This window comes from Gluconobacter sp. Gdi, from assembly GCF_014132155.1.
Classification (GTDB): domain Bacteria; phylum Pseudomonadota; class Alphaproteobacteria; order Acetobacterales; family Acetobacteraceae; genus Gluconobacter.
This window is the reverse complement of sequence record NZ_BLJQ01000010.1, coordinates 46,020-64,570: the sequence shown is the minus strand read 5'-3', so window position 1 is coordinate 64,570 and position 18,551 is coordinate 46,020. Positions and strand designations below refer to the sequence as shown.

Below are 18,551 nucleotides of genomic sequence, written 5' to 3'. Positions count from 1 at the left end.
TGTTCACCGACGAGGAAGGGGAAGGCTACACCCTCATCTGGACCCGGCCCCGCAGCCGGAACGGGGAGTAAGCTCCCCACCACCAACCCCGCCCGGTCTCTCCGGGCGGGGCTTTCCGGGCGGGGCCTTCCGGGCGGGGCCTTCCGGACTTTCATTTTCCCACGTGCTCTTTCGAGGTGCGGGCGGCAGCGCTGGTCGCCCGACGTGAGACGCAGGAGGAACAGAGGCTTTCCCTCAGCCTCCCCATTGTACCATGCGCGAGGGCGAACCGCGTCAAGGACGCGTGGTTCCCCCAATTTTGCCCGACGCACCCTTCGGGCACGCCGAACAAAATCGGCTCCCCCACGCGCCGGCGAGCCGGTCGCCTGCGGCGATCCCTGACCCGGCTCCCGCGTGCATGAGCCGTCCGTCCTGTCTTCGAGAAACGAAAGGAGCAGGACGATGACCACGCTACACGACCACATCCAGATGCTGCGCGCCGAACTGACCAGCTTTCACCTGAGCCACCGGGAGCGCCGGCAGATCGAGCGCGAACTCAAAGAGGTGCTTGCCCGACGCGCGGCAGAGCGCCCCGACGAGACGGCCCCCGCATAGCGCGGGGGTCTTTTTGTGTGGTCGCCATGACTATCGGGAACCAGACGCCGAATCTCTTTAGTCATCCCTCTGAAAGAACGGTGTTGAATATCCACAATGCGACTATTATAGTCGTATTTCTGGTGTGTTGGCCTCGCGTGTCGGATGTGATCGTGGATGATCACAGGCCGACAGGTAAGGGCGGCACGAGCACTTCTGAACTGGACACAGGAGATGCTTGCTGAAAAGGCCCTCGTAGCATTGACCGCGCTCAAGCGCCTTGAATCCGAACGCGGTCTTGGCGTTCATGAGGGCACGACCGACCAGGTTCGCCGTGCGTTGGAGGCGGCGGGCATCCTGTTCATCGAGTCCGGACAGGGACGCGGCGTCATGTTTCTTCACGAGACTTCCGATACCCAAACGCGGCAGGCTAGGGTGCGTCGCGTTCGTTCTCCGACCTGATCGGCTCACCCATGCAGAAGCCCCCGCTTGACCCGTCCGTCGCCGACAGCGCCCCGGAAGCATCCTGTCTCACCGGCTACGACGAACAGCATCTCATCACCTATCTCCGCCTGCTGGATGCCGAGGCCGATGGCGCCGACTGGCGCGAGGTGGCCCGCATAGTGCTGCACCGCGACGCCACGCTTGACCCCGAGGGCGTCCACCGCTGTTGGCACAGTCATCTGGCGAGGGCGCACTGGATGACCGAGCATGGCTACCAGCATCTCCTGCGCGGCGGCGCCCCCCACTGACCCCCTGAATCGTTGCGTGATCCGCAAGATCTGTTGCAGGACCGGGGCGTAGCGGGCAGCCGGATGGTCTGGCATACTCTCGCGAGCAAGTGCTTGCCCTGTTCCCACCCGTTACGCATCGGAGACGACGCCATGAGCCGTGCCAACTGGCGGTCGGCGGGCGCGTACGAGGGCCTGCGGTCGCTCGACGCCCCCGCCTTTGCCTTGCAGTTTGTCAGTCGCAATCGGGACTTTATCCGCGATCGTGCCGCCCTTCAGCGCGCCGCGCGCCGGGCTGCGCTGTCCACGTCAGACGCCGAAGCCTTCGCCCGGCGCTGGGGGTTGCGATTTCGAGAGTGTCCACATGGCCCTCGATCCGCGTACCGCCCTCTGGACTGTTGCGGTATCGCCGGCCGTGATTGCGGTTGTCCCCCTGCCGACAGCATTGGCTGACGCGGCGTCTCGTCCGCTCTCCCTCGCCCGGGCAGGACTGCCGCCCGACATGGCGGAAGAAGTATTGACCGAGCGGGGGGAGACGATCCTGCGCCTATACGTCCTGCCGCCTGACGGGGCTCCGGTCGGCGTGTTGCTGCCGCTCGACGCATTGTTTGAGGTACGCGTCCAGGCCGCCTTGCGGCTCTGGCGCGTGCTGATAGATCGGCGTCCCGGTCGTGATCCGGCCCGCCTGTCATCCGATCGCATCCGCAGGCTGATCCTGGCGCTCCGTACGCTTGACGGTCTGGACAGCGGGGTATCGCAGCGCGAGATCGGCGGCGTTCTGTTCGGTCGGGAGGTTTCCGCTGGGGACTGGCTTTCGCACGATCTGCATTTCCGCATGAAACGGCTGGTGCAGTTCGCGCGGGCGCTGCGCGACGGAGAATACCGGCGTTTGCTGTTGCATCCATTCCGGGGGCGATAGGACGACTCGTCCTTGCGTGTGCCACTTCACAGACAATCAAGACTTTCGAGAAGCAGCCAACATCCTGTTTTTCTTGACGTAAGGAACAGGAGCAGCCAGCGGTGAGGGCATGGATACCATCAGCCTCCTCGCCCTGCTTCTGACTCTCTCGGCAGGGTTTAGCATTCTCAATCACCACACGTTTCGCCTCCCTGTAACGATCGGCGTGCTGATCTTTTCATTGCTGGCTTCCCTGCTGGTCATGATCCTGAATCCGCTGATACCGGCCTATGACCTTCAGGCTCTCCCACGGTCTGTGCTCGGAGCCATCAATCTTCCCACGGCCCTCCTGAATGGCGCGCTGTCCCTGCTTCTGTTTGCCGGGGCCATGCAGGTGGATGTCGGACATCTGCGCGTAAAACTTGCCTCCGTGGCCGCTCTCTCTGTTCTGGGGACCGTTCTGGCCGTTGCCTTCTTGGCGAGCGCGGCGTGGTATGTTTTCCCTCTGTTGGGCCATGCCATTCCTTTTGCATGGTGTATCGTGCTCGGCGCCATTCTCGCACCAACCGACCCGGTCTCGGTCGTCGGCATGCTGAAACGTCTCGGACTGCCAGGCCCACTTCAGGCCGTTTTTGCAGGAGAGAGTCTGTTCAATGACGGCGTGGGCGTTGTTATTTTTGGTGTCACGATCGGGCTGGCGAACGGGGACAGTCAGGGGGTAACTATCTCCGAGATTGCTCTCAGCTTTTGCCGCGAGGCGATCGGTGGCGGCCTGCTGGGCGCACTGACCGGATGGATTGCACTCCGTGTGCTTAAGGGACAGCGGGATCCGCATATTGATCTGCTGACATCGCTGGCTCTGGCGACCGGAACCTTCAGCATTGCCAACCAGCTTGGCATGTCGGGTGCGATTGCCGTCGTGGTGGCGGGACTGTGCTTCGGAACAAGCTATAGCCATTCCATTTTCGATGAGGCATCCCGAAAGGAACTCGATATCGCATGGACACTCATTGACGAGGTGCTGAACGTCCTGCTGTTTATGCTGATCGGCTTTGAAATTCTGGAGATCACGCCGCATCTGTTTACGGTGCTGGCGACCCTTGCCGTGATCCCGCTGTCCGTTGCCGTGCGGGCATTGAGCGTGCTGTTTTCAACGTTTCCGGTTCACCTCAGGCAATGGGAACGTGGCCGTGTTCTTGGTATCCTGACCTGGGGCGGTCTGCGTGGCGGCATCTCGGTTTCACTGGCGCTTGGATTACCGCCCGGAGACTTGCGCGACCTGCTGCTGCCCGTCTGTTACGGCGTGGTGGTGTTTACGATCATTGTGCAGGGGCTAACCATGGAGCGGGTTGCCCGTAGGCTTTATCCGGCATCCGTCTAAGCGGTAATTTCGCTTGTTTCACATCGGTCAACATGATGCGACGTGGTTGTCGCGTTACCATGGAGCATCGATTTTTCGCTTCCAGCATTTAGTTGTCTACTGCAATAATATAAATGATAAGTAAAATGTATAACATATGGATAATTTATTTAAAAATATAGATATGATTTTAACGTTGGGAGAAAATTTAAGCATGCCAAATCGGATTGATAGGAAATCACCTATACGTATCATGCTGGATACAAACATTTGGAGTGAGTTCGCTAAAGCCGACGTAGGTCCTGATTTGCACCGGGCTATTAAACGTACCAATAATATTATTGTCGTTCCGCCACTAATTCTTTTTGAAGCTCTAGCAACCCCCGCTGATGAGCATCGTCGTCGATTAGTAAGGTTACTTACTATGCCCACTTGGACACGCCTAATGCCAGAGGCTTACACTTTATCTCAGGAAATTCTTTCAGAAGTTAAGCGGTTGCGACCCGAGTGGCTCCGTCATGAACCCAAAACTCAACGCTTCCATAAGCTACGTTATGATTGGACGCGAAAGACCAGAGGATTCTGGGAGCGAGCACGTTATCATTCGGAATTACTTAGAAATGCATTACGGGAGGATGGTGGTTGGCCCCGTAATTTACTCGAAATGGCAAGGAAAGATTATGCTGATCAACGAAGCCTAAATAAGGAGCAAGGCATTCGTGATATTGGTTCACTCAAAAATTGTGAGGGAACATTTCCAGCCCCTTTGCCTGAAGGGATCACAGATGAACCTATTCAATTCTGGAGGATACGTTCGTGGGCTTCTGTAACAAGAGCGCTGGCATATCCTGAGCACCCTCTTGGTGAATGGTTAACGCCTTTTCTTGATTTTGATCGGATGCAGTTTTCTTTGGCATCGTGGAATCGTTTTTGGTTGCGAGAAGTCAATGAAAAACAGATGAAATGCTTCTGGTTACACTATGCTTTCGAAATGCTGCAGTCCGTACAAAAAGTAACACCTGGGACGCCTGCTGATGCAGCGTTGTCCGTCTATCTCTGTGAATCTGACTTGGTTATATCTGCAGATAAAAATTTTATACGAAACATTGATGGAATCAGGAGTGCTGCACCATGTGGAGTTCCTATTGCAAGAATAGTACAAGGTGGATCGTCTAGTATCCAGGAAACCTTGGATATAGTAAATAATTATTATTTATAATTAATAATTATTAAATACTATCAATGTGACTTATATTGGCGGTAGGCATGCGGTGATTTTTCACCTGTCACGAACCGATCTCATGCCTCTGCGAGATCGGTCCTAGTTCCGAACCTACCCGCTCCGCCACGCTGATCCCTGCTGGCCGCATTTGTCCCGCGGCCCCAGACAAGGATCACGGAGCCTTCTCATGTCCGCCAATTATAGCGATCTGCCGCCGCGCTACCTGCGCACGCCCGACGCCTCGCGCTTCGTCGGACTGTCCATTCGCACCCTGGAAAAACACCGGATCTACGGCACCGGCCCGCGCTACTCGAAGCTCGGCGGCCGCGTGGTCTACCGGGTCGATGAATTGCAGGCCTGGGTCGAGAGCGGGGCACGCGCCCACACCTCGGACACCACCGCCGGCACCGTGTCGGCGGCCGCGCGGCAAAGCCCGCTGATTCCGCCGACATCACGCGGGAGCCGTCGCTGATGTCCCAGACCGGCAGAGCGCGCTCCGAGCGCGAGCAACTGGAGTTCTTCCATGCGATTGCGGGAGATTTCGCCCCTCGTGACGCCCAGGATCTGATGGCGTTTCCGTTCTTCAGCCTCGCCAAGTCCCCTCGCATAGTTCCGATCGATTATCGGACCCCCGATGTCACGATCCGCGTCGAGGCGTCCGCCGAACATGGCATGGCCACGATCTGGGATGCCGACGTGCTGATCTGGGCCGCCAGCCATCTCGTTGCCGCGCGCGACGCCGGTCGGCGCACGTCGCGGCTGATGGTGGCCAGCCCGCGCGAGATCCTGACCTTCATCGGTCGGGGCGACAGCGCGCGGGACTATGAGCGGCTGGAAGCGGCCTTCGATCGGCTGCAATCCACCACGATCAAGACCTCGCTCCGGCAGACCGGCAAAGGGCAACTGCACCGCTTTTCCTGGATCAACGAATGGAAACGACACACCGCGCGGGAAGGCCGCACTCGCGTGATTGAGCTGATTCTGCCCGACTGGTTCTACCAGGCGGTGCTCGATGACGCGCTCGTGCTGACCATCGATCCGGCCTATTTTGGCCTCACAGGCGGTCTGGAGCGCTGGCTTTATCGCATCGTGCGCAAGCATGGTGGTCGCCAGCGCGCGGGCTGGGTATTCGGTCTGCACCATCTCTACGAAAAATCCGCCAGCCTTTCCCCCTATCGCCGCTTTGCCTTCGAACTGCGCGAGATGGCGAAACGGCAGCCCTTTGCCGGCTATCGGCTGTCGGTGCGCCCCGACCGTAACGGCAACGACACGCTGGCCTTTGCTCCTGTCAAACTATCCACAGGCGCCTGTGGACAAGCTGTGAATTCATCCGTGCTATCGGTTGTGGATTTATCCGTGCCATCACTGCCACGGCATCCGTGCTATCGTTTGCGGAAAACGCCGAATCACGACCTTGAATCAAACGGTTATGACGCCCTTAACTTAGAATCTAACTTAAAAGAGTCTAACTTTAAGGATGTTGGCCCCCCTGCCGATCCGTGGATAAGCCCCGGAGAGGGGTCATGATCGTGGCCCTCCTCAACCAGAAGGGCGGCGTCGGCAAGACGACGCTGGCGCTGCATCTCGCGGGCCAATGGGCTCGGGAAGGTCAGCGCGTGACGGTCATCGATGCCGACCCGCAGGGCTCGGCGCTGGACTGGTCGGCGCAGCGCGCGCGGGAAGGACTGCCCCGGCTGTTCGGTGTCATCGGACTGGCGCGCGACACGCTGCATCACGAAGCTCCAGCACTGGCTCAGGGGGCGGATCACGTCGTCATCGACGGTCCGCCGCGCGTGGCGGCATTGCTGCGCTCGGCCCTGCTGGCCGCCGACCTGGTGCTGATCCCGGCGCAGCCCTCGCCCTTTGACGGCTGGGCCTCGGCCGAGATGCTGCGGCTGTTGGAGGAGGCGCGGCTCTTCCGTCCCAGCCTGCTCGCCCGTTTCGTGCTCAACCGCTGCGCCGCACGCACGGTCATCGCTCGCGAAACCCGACTGGCGCTGGTGGGGCAGGAGCCAGCGGCGCTCATGGCGCGGATCGGCCAGCGGGTCGCATTTGCCGATGCTGCGCGTTCCGGCCGCCTGGTGTGCGATCTTTGCCCCCAAGGGATAGCCGCCCGCGAAATCGCCGCCCTGACGGCTGAGATCAGGGGGCTGGTATCATGACCCTGCTGACCGGCGACAGCGCGCTCCTGATGCCCTGGCACGGCCCATACGACATGGTCCTGGCCGACCCGCCCTATGGCGATACGTCGCTCGCCTGGGACCGGCGCGTCGTGGACTGGTCGGCGAAGGCGCGCGTTACCCTGAAGCCGTACAGCCAGTTTCTGATCGGCGAAGGAATTGCGCCATGACGGAACGTCGCACGCTGCCCGGTTTCGCCGCGCGTCCCGCCGATCCTGAACGCTGGGTCAGGACGCCGGAGACGCCTGCGCCCCCCCAACCGCTTTACCGCCCGGCTGACCATCGACGTCACGCCGGCACTGCGCGGACGGCTCAAGGTCGCAGCGTTCCAGCGCGGCATCACGGTCGCGGACATGCTGCGTGCCCTGCTGGCCCGAGAGTTCCCCGATACGTCTGGAGATGTGCCATGAACGACACCCTCGCTCATGTCGAACTGACCTGGATCGAGAAGCGCATCGAGCACTGGATCCGCTTCGGCTCTGTCGCCCGTGAGCAGATTCTCGATCGTCGTCGGCGGATACTGAGCTTTCCGCCGGACACCGTGTTTGCCTTCCTGCGCTGGGCGGCGAACGATTTCGGCACGGTGGTGTCCTGCATCGACATCGTGCGCGTCACTGCTCCTGGCGAGCCGTATCAGACGGTGCCGTTCGTGCGGCCCGGTGGCGAGAGCCTGCTGCGCCAGAGCGGCTGGCCGAAGGTCCGCCTGGTGCTGGAAGCCGTCGATCGTATCGAAGCCATCGGCATCAATCCCGTCGATGTTGCGCCCGACCATTGGCGGCACCTGCACAATCGGATGCTCTCCGGGCAGACGCCACGCCCCTACACGCGCGACCGCCATCATGCCTGGCTGCGCCGGAGGGCGGTGTCATGATGCGCCTTGGCTGGTTCTTCACCACGTATTTCGCAATACTCGGTGTTGGCACATCAGTGGCGATCCATCCGGCGCCCCGGCTGATCTGGAACGCCACGGCCAGCACGCCGGTCGGGCTGTATCGCCTGCAATCGGTGCGCGGATTGCATGTCGGCGACCTGATCGCGATCCGGCCGCCGTCCGATATCGCCGGGATGCTGGCGCGCGGTGGTTATCTGCCGCTCGGCGTGCCGCTGCTCAAGCCGGTCGCGGCACTGCCAGGGCAACTGATCTGTCGCATTGGTGCTGCCGTGTCGGTTGACGGCAAGCCGCTCGGCGAGGCACTCGCCCGCGATCATCGTGGCCGTTTTCTGCCGGTGTGGCAGGGCTGTCGGCATGTTCTGCCCGGCCAGATCTTCGTCATGAATCCGGCAGTCCCGACCAGTCTCGACAGCCGCTATTTCGGCGTCCTGCCGGTCGATGCGGTGCTCGGCCACGCGCTGCCCGTATGGCTCGTGCCGTCACCGATTTCTTCCACCCCCAAGCAGAAACGAGGCTGACATGGCCCAGATCGGTACTTTCACACGCACGTCTGACGGCTTCGCCGGTCGCCTGCGCACGCTCGCCCTCGACGTCGAACTGACGATCGTGCCGGCGCAATCGTCGGATGCCGAGCACGCGCCCGACTATCGTGTCCATCTCGGTGACGCCGATGCCGGACCGGAGATCGGCGCTGGGTGGAAACGCACCGGCGAAAAGGCGGGCACTTACCTCTCGCTGGTCCTTGACGATCCGATGCTGGCGCAGCCGATCCGCGCTAATCTGTTCCAGTCCGACCGTCAGGGGCGTGCTTTCCATCTGGTCTGGAACCGGCCGGTGAAGCGCGATGATCGGCGGTAGGAAGGTTCGCGATCTTGTCGCGAACGCACTGGTTGCAGTGCTGGTTGCAGTATCACCCGTTCGCATGGCGGACGCTGATCCATACGCCGACATGATCACGGAGGCGGCCACGCGCGCGCAGATTCCGGCCTCATGGATTGCTGCCGTCCTGCATGCGGAGAGCAGGGGCGACGCGCGGGCCGTGTCATCGGCGGGCGCGATGGGGCTCATGCAGGTGATGCCCGGCACATGGGCCAGCCTGCGCACGTCGCTTGGCCTTGGCGAGGATCCGTTCGACCCGCACGACAATATTCTGGCGGGTGCGACCTATCTGCGCTGGATGCGGGATCGCTACGGCGAGGCCGGGTTTCTGGCCGCCTATAATGCCGGTCCCGCGCGCTATGACGAACATCTGGCAACCGGCCGACCGTTGCCTGCCGAGACGCGGAACTACGTCGCATCCGTCAGCGCGCGGCTGGCTCTTCCACTCGCCGATAACATCGCGGTCGGCGCTCTGGCTGCACCATCATGGCAGGACTCTTCCCTCTTTCCGGCCTCATTCCTGCGCATGGGCGATGCGTCCCGGCCTGCCGAAAGCGCGCACGATCCGGCACGTTCATCTGGCTCCCGCCCGACTGACTGGACGGCGCTCGCACCGCAGTCAGCCGGGCTGTTTATCGCGTCAGGACATGGGGAGGCGCGCCGATGATCCCCGTTCCGGTCCATCGGGCGCTGGCGGCCTATGGGTGCCTTGGGGATGGGGTGCTGGGGGAGGCAGGCAACGGAGGGAAGGACGGCAAGGTAAAAGCAGTGCCCGTTCGGGGCTGCATGTGGTTGGTTTGATTGGGGAATTTGTCCTCTCACCACGCACCGCCTGCGGCTGTCCGGGCATTTTTCCTAATCTTTTCAACGATCCGGGCGCCGTCAGGCACACATCGAAGCGGAGAGCGGGCCATGGCGACGCGCGATGACGGCCTGACTGTCCGGCCCGGACGCATCCAGCATGGCAATCAGGGCGCGCGTCCGAAATCCTTCGTCGGCGAGGTCATGCGTGCCGCGAAAAGGGCCGGTCATACCGGGACCCGGTTCGGCGCGAAGGGTAGGGGAGGCGGCGGTTCCCGTTTCGGCCGCGGGCGGCGCGCGGCGCTGTCCATGCGGCTCCGAAGCAATGCCCGCCGCGTCGTGGTCAAGGCGCGGGTCGTCCGCCAGCAGGGCTCGCGCTTCCGCTCCGCGCCTCTCGCCCGGCATATCGCCTATCTCAGGCGCGAGGGCGTCACCCGCGATGGGGCCAGGGCCCATCTGTTCGATGCCGGGTCTGATGAGGCGGACAGCAAGGCCTTCGCGGAACGTTGTGAAGATGACCGTCACCATTTCCGCTTCATCATCTCGCCCGAGGACGCGGTACGGATGGAGGATCTGCGGGGCTTCGCGCGGGAACTCATGCAGGACATGGAGCGCGACCTCGGCACAAAGCTGGACTGGGTGGGGGTGGATCACTGGAACACCGACAATCCGCACGTCCACATCCTGGTGCGCGGTGTCGCTGATGATGGCAAGGATCTGGTCATCAGCCGCGCCTATATCAGCCAGGGCCTGCGCGACCGCGCCGCCGAACGGGTGACGCTGGAACTTGGCCCGCGCAGCGAACAGGAAATCCGCACCGCCCTGGAGACCGAGATCGGCGCCGACCGCTGGACCAGCCTCGATCGCGCGTTGCAGGACATCAGCGACGAAAGGGGCGGTATCGTCGATCTGCGGCCGGGCGCGGGCGGTGAAGACCCGGAACTGCGGCGCCTGCTGGTCGGCCGGGCGACCAAGCTGGAAGGGCTTGGTCTCGCCGAACCGGTCGGGGTGGCACGCTGGACCCTCAAGCCGGGGCTGGAGGCGACCCTGCGCGATCTCTCCATCCGGGGCGACATCATCAAGACCATGCACCGCGCCATGTCCGGCGGCGGGGCGGAACCCGATGTTGCGGGTTTTGCGATCCATGGCGAGACGCTGGCCGATCCCGTCATAGGCCGGTTGGTCGAGCGCGGGCTGGATGACGAGTTGAAGGGCTCGGGCTACGTGGTCATCGCGGGGACCGACGGGCGGACGCATCATGTCCGCTTTCCTAATCTGGACATGACCGGTGACGCGAAGACGGGCGCGGTCGTCGAGACCCGGAGCTGGGAGGACACGAAGGGCCAGCAGCGCCTGTCACTGGCGACCCGCTCGGACTTCACGCTGGCCGAGCAGGTGACGGCACCGGGCGCGACCTGGCTCGATCGCCAGTTGCTCGCCAAGGATCCGGCGCTGGCCAATGCGGGCTTCGGCGGAGAGGTCCACGAGGCGATGACGCAACGGATCGACCATCTGGAATCTGAGGGGCTGGCCCGGCGGCAGGGCGAGCGGGTGGTGTTCGCGCCCGACCTGATCGGCATCCTGCGCCAGCGCGATCTCGATCAGGCGACGGCCAGGCTGGCGGCGCAGACCGGGCTGGAGCATCGGCCCGCGAAGGAAGGCGAGATTGTCTCGGGCGTCTATCGCCAGCGGGTCAACCTGTCCTCCGGCCGGTTCGCCATGGTCGATGACGGGCTGGGCTTCCAGCTCGTGCCGTGGCGCCCGGCGCTGGAGCAGAAGCTCGGACGGCAGGTTTCCGGCACCCTGTCGCCGGGTGGATCGGTGGACTGGAATTTCGGGCGGAAGCGGGGGCTCGGGATCTAGAAGCGAGCGACTATTTTGTAATCGCGAGACCGATCTCTCTGCACAGATTGCGCATGAACTCGGGACGACGTGTACCATGCTCAAAGAACCAAATTTCGGGCAATCACAGACCAGCCCGTTCCGCACCCCGGTTTTCATGGCACACCTCAAGTTTTTGGCGGGTTCCCGGCATCGGTCCGATCACATTTAGATTTATGACACTCGACCGAGTGGATGCTTCAAGATATGCTTAACGAGATATGGAGTTGGGTAAACGCAGATTGTGTCGGGCGATAAAGACAAAATAACGCTGAAGATTCATGGGCTCGAGGTCGATAACGACCTGGTGAGGGCCGATGTGTTCGTCATGAAATTGCGTGCGGTAGTAGATTCTCTGAAGCGTATTGATCGTCTAAATAACAAGAAAAAACGTCACCAATATATTATCACTGATCTCCAGATTGGCAGTGCTCTCGCTACGATTAGGGAAAAAATTTCCACCAGAAGCAATAAAGGAAGTTCCTCAAGTATAGATTCTTTCTCTGACATTATTTCGTCAGTTTATGACGGAGATTCGGTGTCTGAATTGAATCTGCCAAAACAGATTTTTGCTAATCTGCGGCGGCTGACTAGTGGTAGTTCCAAAGCGTTTTCCCACGCAGAGCTCACTTTTCCGCATGGACGGATTATTCGGATTGACGAGTTCCTAGCTGATCGAGTGAGAGATGTCAGTGCCATTGCAAATGATAATATTATTGTATCCCCAGAATACTTTCTTGGAACAGCCTATGGAACATTTGAAGGTGTTCTTCAGGAGCTTGATGCCCGCGGCACACTTTTGCGCGGCAAATTAATCTTGAATGGAGGCGTAGAACTCGACTGCGTATTGAATAGGGATGAGATCCCGACCTTGCGCGAGCAGTTCAATCAGCGAGTTTCGGTTGATGCTGCCGCTCATTATGATGGTCGTCATCCATTGCCGGTGCGTTTGGAGATACGTCGTATCAATAGGCTTGAAGAGATGGGCGACCTAACGAAATGGAAGGGAGCTTTTAAGCCGGCTCCGTACGATGACATGGATGAGGAATGGTAATGGGCATGGGGGAAAAGGCTCACCTCTTCTGGGATTCGTGTATATTCTACGCGTATTTTAGCAATAATACTGCGGCGTACGATTTGAGTGGTGTCGAACAATATATAGCGGAAGCGAAGGCTGGATCGGTAGTCATCTACACCTGCTCCGTTGCTCTTGCCGAAGTAGTCCCAAGCGCGTTCATCGGCGGAAAACACGGGAGTTTTGAAGAATTTCTGCGCGATTTCCGTAACGCTGTTCGACTCGTGGATCTAAACCCGAACGTCATGTTGATGGCTGCTCGATTAAAGGACTTGCCCTATCGGAAAACGGGCGGCGAACGAAAACTCGGAACCGGGGATGCTATAATGTTGGCCTCTTGCATCCACCTTATCGAGAACTACGGGGTTGCAGTGGATGCCTTTCATACTTTCGATTCCGGCAAGAAGCGTGGACTAGATGGTGGCAAGGGGATGCCCTTGCTGAACTATGAAGAATGGTGCGAAGGGTTCGACGGTTCTCAGAAAGATTTGGCGCAGAAGGTTATTGATCTTAAACGCTGTAATCCGGTGCATCCTACACCGTCGTTGCTTCACGTACGGCACGAGGTTCCTGCGGATAAAGAGAAACATATGACAGAAGAATCTGGCGTACAGGAACCGGTTTTTCATACTGACAGTGAAACTATTTATGGCGCCAATAAGGCGACAGGAAAGAACGGTCACGATCAAAAGAATGAAGATAGTGACGATCTGGACTCTAGTGTGGCCGCCCCTCCGACACCTCCTAAAACTGAAAATATTATCCAAGCGAGTGCCGTGCAGAAAAATTGAGCAGTACCGTCAGAATAATTTTATATTCAGCTGAAATTATAATGTTCTGGCTCTGGGGCGGATATTAGAGAAGGACGCCATAATCTCGCCCAGCCATCAATGATTGGCATTACGTCCTTTGTTTATCCCAAGTTAGCCGCGCGCACGATCGAAGCAATTTTCGACTTGCTGTTACATCGATCCATCCCCTTGATCGGTGGTCGTCATGAACCAGACCAAGATCCTCTGGGGCTCGGTGTGTGCGGTCAGCACCGTGATCCTCGCCTTCACCTGGGCCGCGACGCAGTGGACTGCCTGGCGGCTCGGCTTTCAGGCGCAGCTTGGCGCGCCGTGGGTCACGCTGCTCGGCTGGCCGGTCTATTATCCGCCCGAGTTTTTCTGGTGGTGGTTTGCCTACGACGCCTACGCGCCGGACATCTTCACCACGGGCGGTTACATCGCGGCATCGGGCGGCATTGCCGCTGTCGTCGTCGCGATCACAATGTCTGTCTGGCGTGCCCGCGAGAAGAAACGCGCCACTACCTATGGTTCGGCGCATTGGGCCGAACCGCGCGAGATCCGCCGCGCTGGATTGCTTGCGCCCGATGGCGTGGTGCTGGGCCGCTCCGGCGATGCCTATCTCCGCCATGACGGGCCGGAGCATGTGCTGTGCTTTGCGCCGACCCGCTCGGGCAAGGGCGTCGGCCTGGTGGTGCCGACGCTGCTGACCTGGCCGGGCGCTGCCATCGTCCATGACATCAAGGGCGAGAACTGGACACTGACGGCCGGCTGGCGCGCCCGTTTCGGCCGGGTGCTGCTGTTCGATCCGACCAACCTCGCTAGTGCCGCCTACAATCCGCTGCTGGAGGTCCGGCGTGGCGAGCGCGAGGTCCGTGATGTACAGAATATCGCCGACGTGCTGGTCGATCCCGAGGGCGCCCTTGAGAAGCGGAACCACTGGGAAAAGACCAGCCACGCCCTGCTGGTCGGTACCATCCTGCATGTCCTCTACGCCGAGGAGGACAAGACCCTGGCCGGAGTGGCCAATTTCCTCTCCGACCCCAAGCGTGCGATCGAGACCACGCTGCGCGCCATGATGGCCACGCCTCATCTCGGCAAAAAGGGCGTGCATCCGGTGGTCGCCAGTTCGGCGCGGGAACTGCTCAACAAGAGCGATAACGAGCGCTCGGGCGTGCTGTCCACCGCCATGTCGTTCCTTGGCCTCTATCGCGATCCGGTGGTGGCGCATGTGACGCGGCGCTGCGACTGGCGGATCCGCGATCTTGTCGCCGGCAGTCATCCGGCAACGCTCTATCTGGTGGTGCCGCCCTCGGATATCAGCCGCACCAAGCCGCTGGTCCGCTTGGTGCTGAATCAGATCGGCCGCCGGCTGACCGAGGAACTGGAGGCGAAGCGCCGCCATCGCCTGCTGCTGATGCTTGATGAGTTCCCGGCGTTGGGGCGGCTGGATTTCTTCGAAAGTGCGCTGGCCTTCATGGCAGGCTATGGGATCAAGAGCTTCCTGATCGGCCAGAGCCTGAACCAGATCGAGAAAGCCTATGGCCAGAACAATTCGATCCTCGACAACTGTCATGTCCGGGTCAGTTTTGCGACCAATGATGAACGGACCGCCAAACGGGTTTCCGACGCGCTCGGCACCGCGACCGAGATCCGTGACGCGAAGAACTATGCCGGGCATCGACTGTCGCCGTGGCTCGGGCATTTGATGGTGACGCGCCACGAAACCGCCCGGCCGCTGTTGACGCCCGGCGAGATCATGCAGCTTTCCCCCGACGAGGAACTGGTGCTGGTTTCCGGCTGCCCGCCGATCCGGGCGCGCAAGGCGCGGTATTTCGAGGACGCCGAACTGGCCGCACGCATCCTGCCGCTACCCCGGTTCGAACCGCCGCCGCCCCCGGAAGGAACGCCACCCATCGGACCGCAGCCGCCGGGGGACTGGGCCGATGTGGTGCAGCCGCCTCCTGCCAGCAATGGGGATGATGATCCCGCCAATGCCGGCATCCGCCGTGAGCCGGAACTGCCCGAACAGGAAGAGGTGGTGCAGGCGCCGAGGAAACCGGTGCATGAGTTCGACCCGCCCGAGGATGAATCCGAGGACGATACCACACGGGCACAGACCCTGCGGCGCGGGGAACGGGCTCTCGCGCGTCAGGTTTCGCTCGATCCCGGCGATCGGTTGGGACTATGAGCGCCATGCGGATCAAACACACGATCCGGCTACCCGCCGATCTCAGCGACAGGCTCGCTGCCTACGCTGCCCGCAAGAAGGTGCCGCAGGCGCTGATCGTTGAGACGGCGCTGGCATCGTTCCTGTCGCCGGACGGGCCGGAGCGGTTGGAAGCGGCGTTGGCTCGGCGGCTGGACCGGATGACGCGGCAGTTGGAGCGCATGGAGCGACGGGTCACGATTTCGAACGAATCATTGGCCGTGTTCGTGCGGTTCTGGTTGACCAGCACGCCGCCATTGCCGGATGCCGCTCTTGCTGCGGCACAGAGCAAGGGGCGGGAGCGGTATGACGGCTTTGTCGAGGCTGTCGGACGCAGGTTGGCGCGTGGGACGACGCTGGATGATGAGGTCAGGCTGGACGTGGGATCTGATGTGGAAGGGCACGATACCTGAGTCGGTAGAGCGTCTCCTAAAGGGGGGAAAGCGGGATGTCGGTTATCGGGGAGGAGTGATCGAAAGCTGCCATTCGCAGTGCTCACGTTTATGATGATTAACGACCAGATTGAGACGTTCGTTACTGGCTGCACGAACGTTGTAGTCTCACAAGAGCAGTCATTCAGGCTGCTTCCGGCCGCTGGGCAGGAGTTGCCGAAGTTGCGGATGTTATACGCCTGTATCCGATCGTCCCATCTGGTGATCGTCACTTATCGACATCGTCGAAGACCGAGCGCTTCGTAGCCGCAAGTTCCGGCGGTGACGGCTCTTCTTTCTTCTGCGTGACGATATAGGTCCAGTCCGTGTCGTCTTCGTTATCTTCGTCGCGCTCCCGCTTGCGTTCTTCAAGTCCGTCTACCGCCCGATTCACCTGATCCCGCGCGTCGCCGACCAAGCCAACCGCATCGTCATCCAGCTCGACGCCCATCTCCTCGATGCGCTCGAGCGCATCGAGCAATTTCTTAAAGTGGCTGTCGGGCTCTTCATCCAGATCGGCATCTGCGGCGATCTCGTCGATCTTCTCTTCAAGAGCGGGCAGAAGCTTGGTTCGCAGCGCCAAGCCTAATCCGACGAGACGAAGCGGCGATATGAGTGCGAGCATCCCCCTCTCGGCAAAGAAGGACATATCGAGGTCAGAGAGCGCTGCGGATTCGAGGCTCCTTGCGGCCTCGCGCCGCAAATCTTCCGGGAGTAGACCGAATTGATGGGCGCGGCCGTAGGTACGAAACCGAGGGTCATTGGCGAGGGGATCGGACTGCCAGCAGTAGCGCCTGAGTAGCTCCGGGAACTGTCCGATTAGTTTGGCGAAAACCGCGTCGTTTGCCCTGTAGGACAGGAAGTGAAACAGCATCCAATTTCGATGGTTTTCGTCCGGCGTGTGGCTGAGACGCGCTACCAGCGCTTCGTCCAGCGTGGACGGAATCACCAAGGCATCCCGAATGAGCGGCGATCCCTCGCAGGTGAAGCTGCCGAGGATCGTATCAATTGGTGCGCCGCGGATCAGTGCGGCCATCATATGAGGTTTTTGCCGCAAAACCTCTGTCAGAGCATCGGAGATGGTCGGATGCGCGAAGGTCCATTTGGTGCCGGATAGCTTGAGAAAGGATCCCCTCAATTCGGCGAAGCAATCTTGGATCTTGGCTAGGGTGAAACCGGTCAAGTCCGAAACCGCCTGCGCTGCCGCCGCATCATGATCGCTGGGATCGAAGCCGGCTTGATGGACGTAGATGAGATAGAGCGCGGCCCGGAGTTGCTCGTCCAGTGCGCTGACCGTGTCGATAAGGTGCTCGGTCGGCTCCTCCATGAAGCGGACGAGCGAACTTTCGCGCGGCGTCAGTCCCTTGGTAAAGTTCGGGTCGCCAAGCCGCTCAGCGATTCCGGGCAAGAACTCTTCGACGGCGGCAACGGCGGCTAGATGCGGCTTGACGTTCGAACGCCAGCTTTGGCTCTGCTCGCCGAAATTGATGTGGTTGTAAAGGATTTGTGCCTTCTCTTCGAAGGTAAGTTCACCGACGTCGACCACGGCGCTGCCATCAGCGAATTGCGCTAGATTACGCTGCCCCAGTCGGCGCCGAGCTGCTTCGTAAATATGCTTGCGCGATGTTAGCAGGAAACGGTTGCCGTGCTTGATTGCTGCGCGCAGCTTCGAAAATGCCGACGCCCAATCCTGTACGTAATCGTCGCGCAGCACGTTCGAGCCAAAAGCGTCATCAATCCAAAAGAATCGCCCGGGATCGTTGGGATTCCAGCCAGCCTCGAAATCGCGTGGACTGGTCAGCGCCAACACGGTGTTGTCGGGATTTTCCGAAGCGATCGTTGAAACGATCGCACCGATCGCCGATTTGCCGCTCGCAGGATTGCCGAGCAGAAGCACCACGCCGTGGTCCGAGATGGCGTTGACGGCGTCGCGATGCGCCTGAGTTGGAACATAGGTACGAAGTTTCGGAATCCAGCTATCGAGCAGCGCGCGGCTCTGCTCGCTAAGCCGTTCATCGACGATCGCTGTCAAATCCCCTAGACCATAAACCTGCGGGACGAGGGCGCGCAGGCGTGCGCTGCTCTTGATGACCCGAACGATGTATTGGCGGCCCAGGATATGCGGCTTGCGAACGCCGAACTCGCGCAGTTTGGCGCGCATGGCGGCCGCAACCGGCGCATCCACGCTCATGTTGGTCATGAAGATGTATGTGTCTGCCTGGCCGCCTTTAACGAGTTCCTCGACATTACCGATTTCAGCGGAGAGGTCGCTGAGCTTCAACGCTTTGCCGGCGTCCGAAGTGTGCTTGCACTGGATCGTGCCGATGAGCTGCTCGCCATTTGGCGAGGGTATGAGAAAGACCGCATCCTGACCGCCGTCCTGCGCTTCTCGGAATATTTCGACGGGGCGCCCTAGGACCACTTCGCAGACTTGCGAGCAAAGGTCCTGAAAGGCGCGCCAACCGATCGTGTGAAGCGCGAGATCGCTCCAGGGGCCCTGCGCGCTACGTGGATCGCGTTCCGTAGTTTCAATTTGACTGCGCACAGTTCTCACACCCTCACCTTGCCCCCGGTGAAGAAATAGGTCGGCATTCCTCGGTTTTTCCTCATCAATAGCAGAGCGCTTCAACC

At 60.5% G+C, this 18,551-nt stretch carries 22 protein-coding genes and 1 pseudogene; 22 read left to right on the top strand and 1 reads right to left on the bottom strand.

Annotated features, from left to right (window positions below; translation table 11 throughout):
• Nucleotides 1-441: 441 nt before the first annotated feature.
• The 22 genes and pseudogenes from JN414_RS13685 to JN414_RS13590 all read left to right on the top strand — a co-directional run bounded on the left by JN414_RS13685 (nucleotide 442) and on the right by JN414_RS13590 (nucleotide 15,902).
• Nucleotides 442-594 carry a hypothetical protein gene (locus JN414_RS13685; protein ID WP_202208420.1) on the top strand — a complete coding sequence of 51 codons (153 nt, stop codon included), beginning with the start codon at nucleotides 442-444 and terminating at the stop codon, nucleotides 592-594.
• A gap of 156 nt (nucleotides 595-750) precedes the next feature.
• A complete protein-coding gene (locus tag JN414_RS13680; RefSeq protein ID WP_202208419.1) occupies nucleotides 751-1,035 on the top strand; it encodes a helix-turn-helix transcriptional regulator in 285 nt (94 codons plus the stop codon).
• Between the two features lie 11 nt (nucleotides 1,036-1,046).
• Nucleotides 1,047-1,325 carry a DNA -binding domain-containing protein gene (locus JN414_RS13675; protein WP_202208418.1) on the top strand — a complete coding sequence of 93 codons (279 nt, stop codon included), beginning with the start codon at nucleotides 1,047-1,049 and terminating at the stop codon, nucleotides 1,323-1,325.
• 63 nt (nucleotides 1,326-1,388) lie between these two features.
• Entirely contained in the window at nucleotides 1,389-1,757 is a 369-nt protein-coding gene (locus tag JN414_RS16970; protein ID WP_308469051.1) for a transcriptional regulator domain-containing protein, read from the top strand.
• Complete coding sequence (locus JN414_RS13670) at nucleotides 1,669-2,223, top strand: DUF2285 domain-containing protein (RefSeq protein ID WP_237390077.1); 555 nt, start codon at nucleotides 1,669-1,671, stop codon at nucleotides 2,221-2,223. The genes JN414_RS16970 and JN414_RS13670 overlap by 89 nt, the downstream gene beginning before the upstream one ends.
• A gap of 109 nt (nucleotides 2,224-2,332) precedes the next feature.
• Nucleotides 2,333-3,583 (top strand): sodium:proton antiporter, encoded by a 1,251-nt coding sequence (locus JN414_RS13665; protein WP_202208417.1) that lies wholly within the window; start codon nucleotides 2,333-2,335, stop codon nucleotides 3,581-3,583.
• A gap of 136 nt (nucleotides 3,584-3,719) precedes the next feature.
• Complete coding sequence (locus JN414_RS13660) at nucleotides 3,720-4,781, top strand: type II toxin-antitoxin system VapC family toxin (protein WP_202208416.1); 1,062 nt, start codon at nucleotides 3,720-3,722, stop codon at nucleotides 4,779-4,781.
• 190 nt (nucleotides 4,782-4,971) lie between these two features.
• Entirely contained in the window at nucleotides 4,972-5,256 is a 285-nt protein-coding gene (locus tag JN414_RS13655; RefSeq protein ID WP_012553533.1) for an AlpA family transcriptional regulator, read from the top strand.
• Entirely contained in the window at nucleotides 5,256-6,311 is a 1,056-nt protein-coding gene (locus JN414_RS13650; RefSeq protein ID WP_202208415.1) for a replication initiator protein A, read from the top strand. The genes JN414_RS13655 and JN414_RS13650 overlap by 1 nt, the downstream gene beginning before the upstream one ends.
• Nucleotides 6,308-6,946 carry a ParA family partition ATPase gene (gene parA / locus JN414_RS13645; RefSeq protein WP_202208414.1) on the top strand — a complete coding sequence of 213 codons (639 nt, stop codon included), beginning with the start codon at nucleotides 6,308-6,310 and terminating at the stop codon, nucleotides 6,944-6,946. The genes JN414_RS13650 and parA overlap by 4 nt, the downstream gene beginning before the upstream one ends.
• A complete protein-coding gene (locus JN414_RS13640; RefSeq protein WP_237390076.1) occupies nucleotides 6,943-7,134 on the top strand; it encodes an SAM-dependent methyltransferase in 192 nt (63 codons plus the stop codon). Before parA ends, JN414_RS13640 begins: the two co-directional genes overlap by 4 nt.
• A pseudogene (locus tag JN414_RS16965) lies at nucleotides 7,131-7,374 on the top strand (hypothetical protein). The gene JN414_RS13640 and the pseudogene JN414_RS16965 overlap by 4 nt, the downstream one beginning before the upstream one ends.
• Nucleotides 7,371-7,835, top strand: coding sequence for a DUF2840 domain-containing protein (locus JN414_RS13635; RefSeq protein ID WP_202208412.1), 465 nt, complete (start codon nucleotides 7,371-7,373; stop codon nucleotides 7,833-7,835). Before JN414_RS16965 ends, JN414_RS13635 begins: the two are co-directional and overlap by 4 nt.
• Nucleotides 7,832-8,374: a S26 family signal peptidase gene (locus JN414_RS13630; protein ID WP_202208410.1), complete on the top strand. Its 543-nt coding sequence runs from the start codon at nucleotides 7,832-7,834 to the stop codon at nucleotides 8,372-8,374. Before JN414_RS13635 ends, JN414_RS13630 begins: the two co-directional genes overlap by 4 nt.
• Before the next feature lies 1 nt (nucleotide 8,375).
• The gene (locus JN414_RS13625; protein WP_202208409.1) at nucleotides 8,376-8,714 is read left to right on the top strand and encodes a DUF736 domain-containing protein; all 339 of its coding nucleotides are present in this window, start codon (nucleotides 8,376-8,378) and stop codon (nucleotides 8,712-8,714) included.
• Nucleotides 8,701-9,402: a lytic transglycosylase domain-containing protein gene (locus JN414_RS13620; protein WP_202208408.1), complete on the top strand. Its 702-nt coding sequence runs from the start codon at nucleotides 8,701-8,703 to the stop codon at nucleotides 9,400-9,402. The genes JN414_RS13625 and JN414_RS13620 overlap by 14 nt, the downstream gene beginning before the upstream one ends.
• Nucleotides 9,399-9,536: a hypothetical protein gene (locus JN414_RS13615; protein ID WP_202208407.1), complete on the top strand. Its 138-nt coding sequence runs from the start codon at nucleotides 9,399-9,401 to the stop codon at nucleotides 9,534-9,536. The genes JN414_RS13620 and JN414_RS13615 overlap by 4 nt, the downstream gene beginning before the upstream one ends.
• Nucleotides 9,537-9,647: 111 nt before the next feature.
• Nucleotides 9,648-11,399 carry a DUF3363 domain-containing protein gene (locus JN414_RS13610; RefSeq protein ID WP_202208406.1) on the top strand — a complete coding sequence of 584 codons (1,752 nt, stop codon included), beginning with the start codon at nucleotides 9,648-9,650 and terminating at the stop codon, nucleotides 11,397-11,399.
• A gap of 262 nt (nucleotides 11,400-11,661) precedes the next feature.
• Entirely contained in the window at nucleotides 11,662-12,471 is an 810-nt protein-coding gene (locus JN414_RS13605; RefSeq protein ID WP_202208405.1) for a hypothetical protein, read from the top strand.
• Between the two features lie 5 nt (nucleotides 12,472-12,476).
• A complete protein-coding gene (locus JN414_RS13600; protein ID WP_202208404.1) occupies nucleotides 12,477-13,283 on the top strand; it encodes a hypothetical protein in 807 nt (268 codons plus the stop codon).
• A gap of 205 nt (nucleotides 13,284-13,488) precedes the next feature.
• Nucleotides 13,489-15,471, top strand: coding sequence for a conjugal transfer protein TraG (locus tag JN414_RS13595; protein WP_202208403.1), 1,983 nt, complete (start codon nucleotides 13,489-13,491; stop codon nucleotides 15,469-15,471).
• Between the two features lie 5 nt (nucleotides 15,472-15,476).
• Nucleotides 15,477-15,902, top strand: a complete 426-nt coding sequence (locus JN414_RS13590; RefSeq protein WP_202208402.1) for a CopG family transcriptional regulator — start codon at nucleotides 15,477-15,479, stop codon at nucleotides 15,900-15,902.
• A 247-nt stretch (nucleotides 15,903-16,149) separates the two neighbouring features.
• Here the strand turns inward: JN414_RS13590 and JN414_RS13585 are convergent, their stop codons facing one another.
• Nucleotides 16,150-18,549 (bottom strand): hypothetical protein, encoded by a 2,400-nt coding sequence (locus tag JN414_RS13585; RefSeq protein ID WP_202208400.1) that lies wholly within the window; start codon nucleotides 18,547-18,549, stop codon nucleotides 16,150-16,152.
• Nucleotides 18,550-18,551 lie beyond the last annotated feature (2 nt).

What these genes read in the sequence shown, in the direction of transcription:
- JN414_RS13685 (WP_202208420.1), top strand. Translation starts at nt 442, where the DNA reads ATGACCACGCTACACGACCACATCCAGATGCTGCGCGCCGAACTGACC.
- JN414_RS13680 (WP_202208419.1), top strand. Translation starts at nt 751, where the DNA reads ATGATCACAGGCCGACAGGTAAGGGCGGCACGAGCACTTCTGAACTGG.
- JN414_RS13675 (WP_202208418.1), top strand. Translation starts at nt 1,047, where the DNA reads ATGCAGAAGCCCCCGCTTGACCCGTCCGTCGCCGACAGCGCCCCGGAA.
- JN414_RS16970 (WP_308469051.1), top strand. Translation starts at nt 1,389, where the DNA reads ATGGTCTGGCATACTCTCGCGAGCAAGTGCTTGCCCTGTTCCCACCCG.
- JN414_RS13670 (WP_237390077.1), top strand. Translation starts at nt 1,669, where the DNA reads ATGGCCCTCGATCCGCGTACCGCCCTCTGGACTGTTGCGGTATCGCCG.
- JN414_RS13665 (WP_202208417.1), top strand. Translation starts at nt 2,333, where the DNA reads ATGGATACCATCAGCCTCCTCGCCCTGCTTCTGACTCTCTCGGCAGGG.
- JN414_RS13660 (WP_202208416.1), top strand. Translation starts at nt 3,720, where the DNA reads ATGGATAATTTATTTAAAAATATAGATATGATTTTAACGTTGGGAGAA.
- JN414_RS13655 (WP_012553533.1), top strand. Translation starts at nt 4,972, where the DNA reads ATGTCCGCCAATTATAGCGATCTGCCGCCGCGCTACCTGCGCACGCCC.
- JN414_RS13650 (WP_202208415.1), top strand. Translation starts at nt 5,256, where the DNA reads ATGTCCCAGACCGGCAGAGCGCGCTCCGAGCGCGAGCAACTGGAGTTC.
- parA (WP_202208414.1), top strand. Translation starts at nt 6,308, where the DNA reads ATGATCGTGGCCCTCCTCAACCAGAAGGGCGGCGTCGGCAAGACGACG.
- JN414_RS13640 (WP_237390076.1), top strand. Translation starts at nt 6,943, where the DNA reads ATGACCCTGCTGACCGGCGACAGCGCGCTCCTGATGCCCTGGCACGGC.
- JN414_RS13635 (WP_202208412.1), top strand. Translation starts at nt 7,371, where the DNA reads ATGAACGACACCCTCGCTCATGTCGAACTGACCTGGATCGAGAAGCGC.
- JN414_RS13630 (WP_202208410.1), top strand. Translation starts at nt 7,832, where the DNA reads ATGATGCGCCTTGGCTGGTTCTTCACCACGTATTTCGCAATACTCGGT.
- JN414_RS13625 (WP_202208409.1), top strand. Translation starts at nt 8,376, where the DNA reads ATGGCCCAGATCGGTACTTTCACACGCACGTCTGACGGCTTCGCCGGT.
- JN414_RS13620 (WP_202208408.1), top strand. Translation starts at nt 8,701, where the DNA reads ATGATCGGCGGTAGGAAGGTTCGCGATCTTGTCGCGAACGCACTGGTT.
- JN414_RS13615 (WP_202208407.1), top strand. Translation starts at nt 9,399, where the DNA reads ATGATCCCCGTTCCGGTCCATCGGGCGCTGGCGGCCTATGGGTGCCTT.
- JN414_RS13610 (WP_202208406.1), top strand. Translation starts at nt 9,648, where the DNA reads ATGGCGACGCGCGATGACGGCCTGACTGTCCGGCCCGGACGCATCCAG.
- JN414_RS13600 (WP_202208404.1), top strand. Translation starts at nt 12,477, where the DNA reads ATGGGGGAAAAGGCTCACCTCTTCTGGGATTCGTGTATATTCTACGCG.
- JN414_RS13595 (WP_202208403.1), top strand. Translation starts at nt 13,489, where the DNA reads ATGAACCAGACCAAGATCCTCTGGGGCTCGGTGTGTGCGGTCAGCACC.
- JN414_RS13590 (WP_202208402.1), top strand. Translation starts at nt 15,477, where the DNA reads ATGCGGATCAAACACACGATCCGGCTACCCGCCGATCTCAGCGACAGG.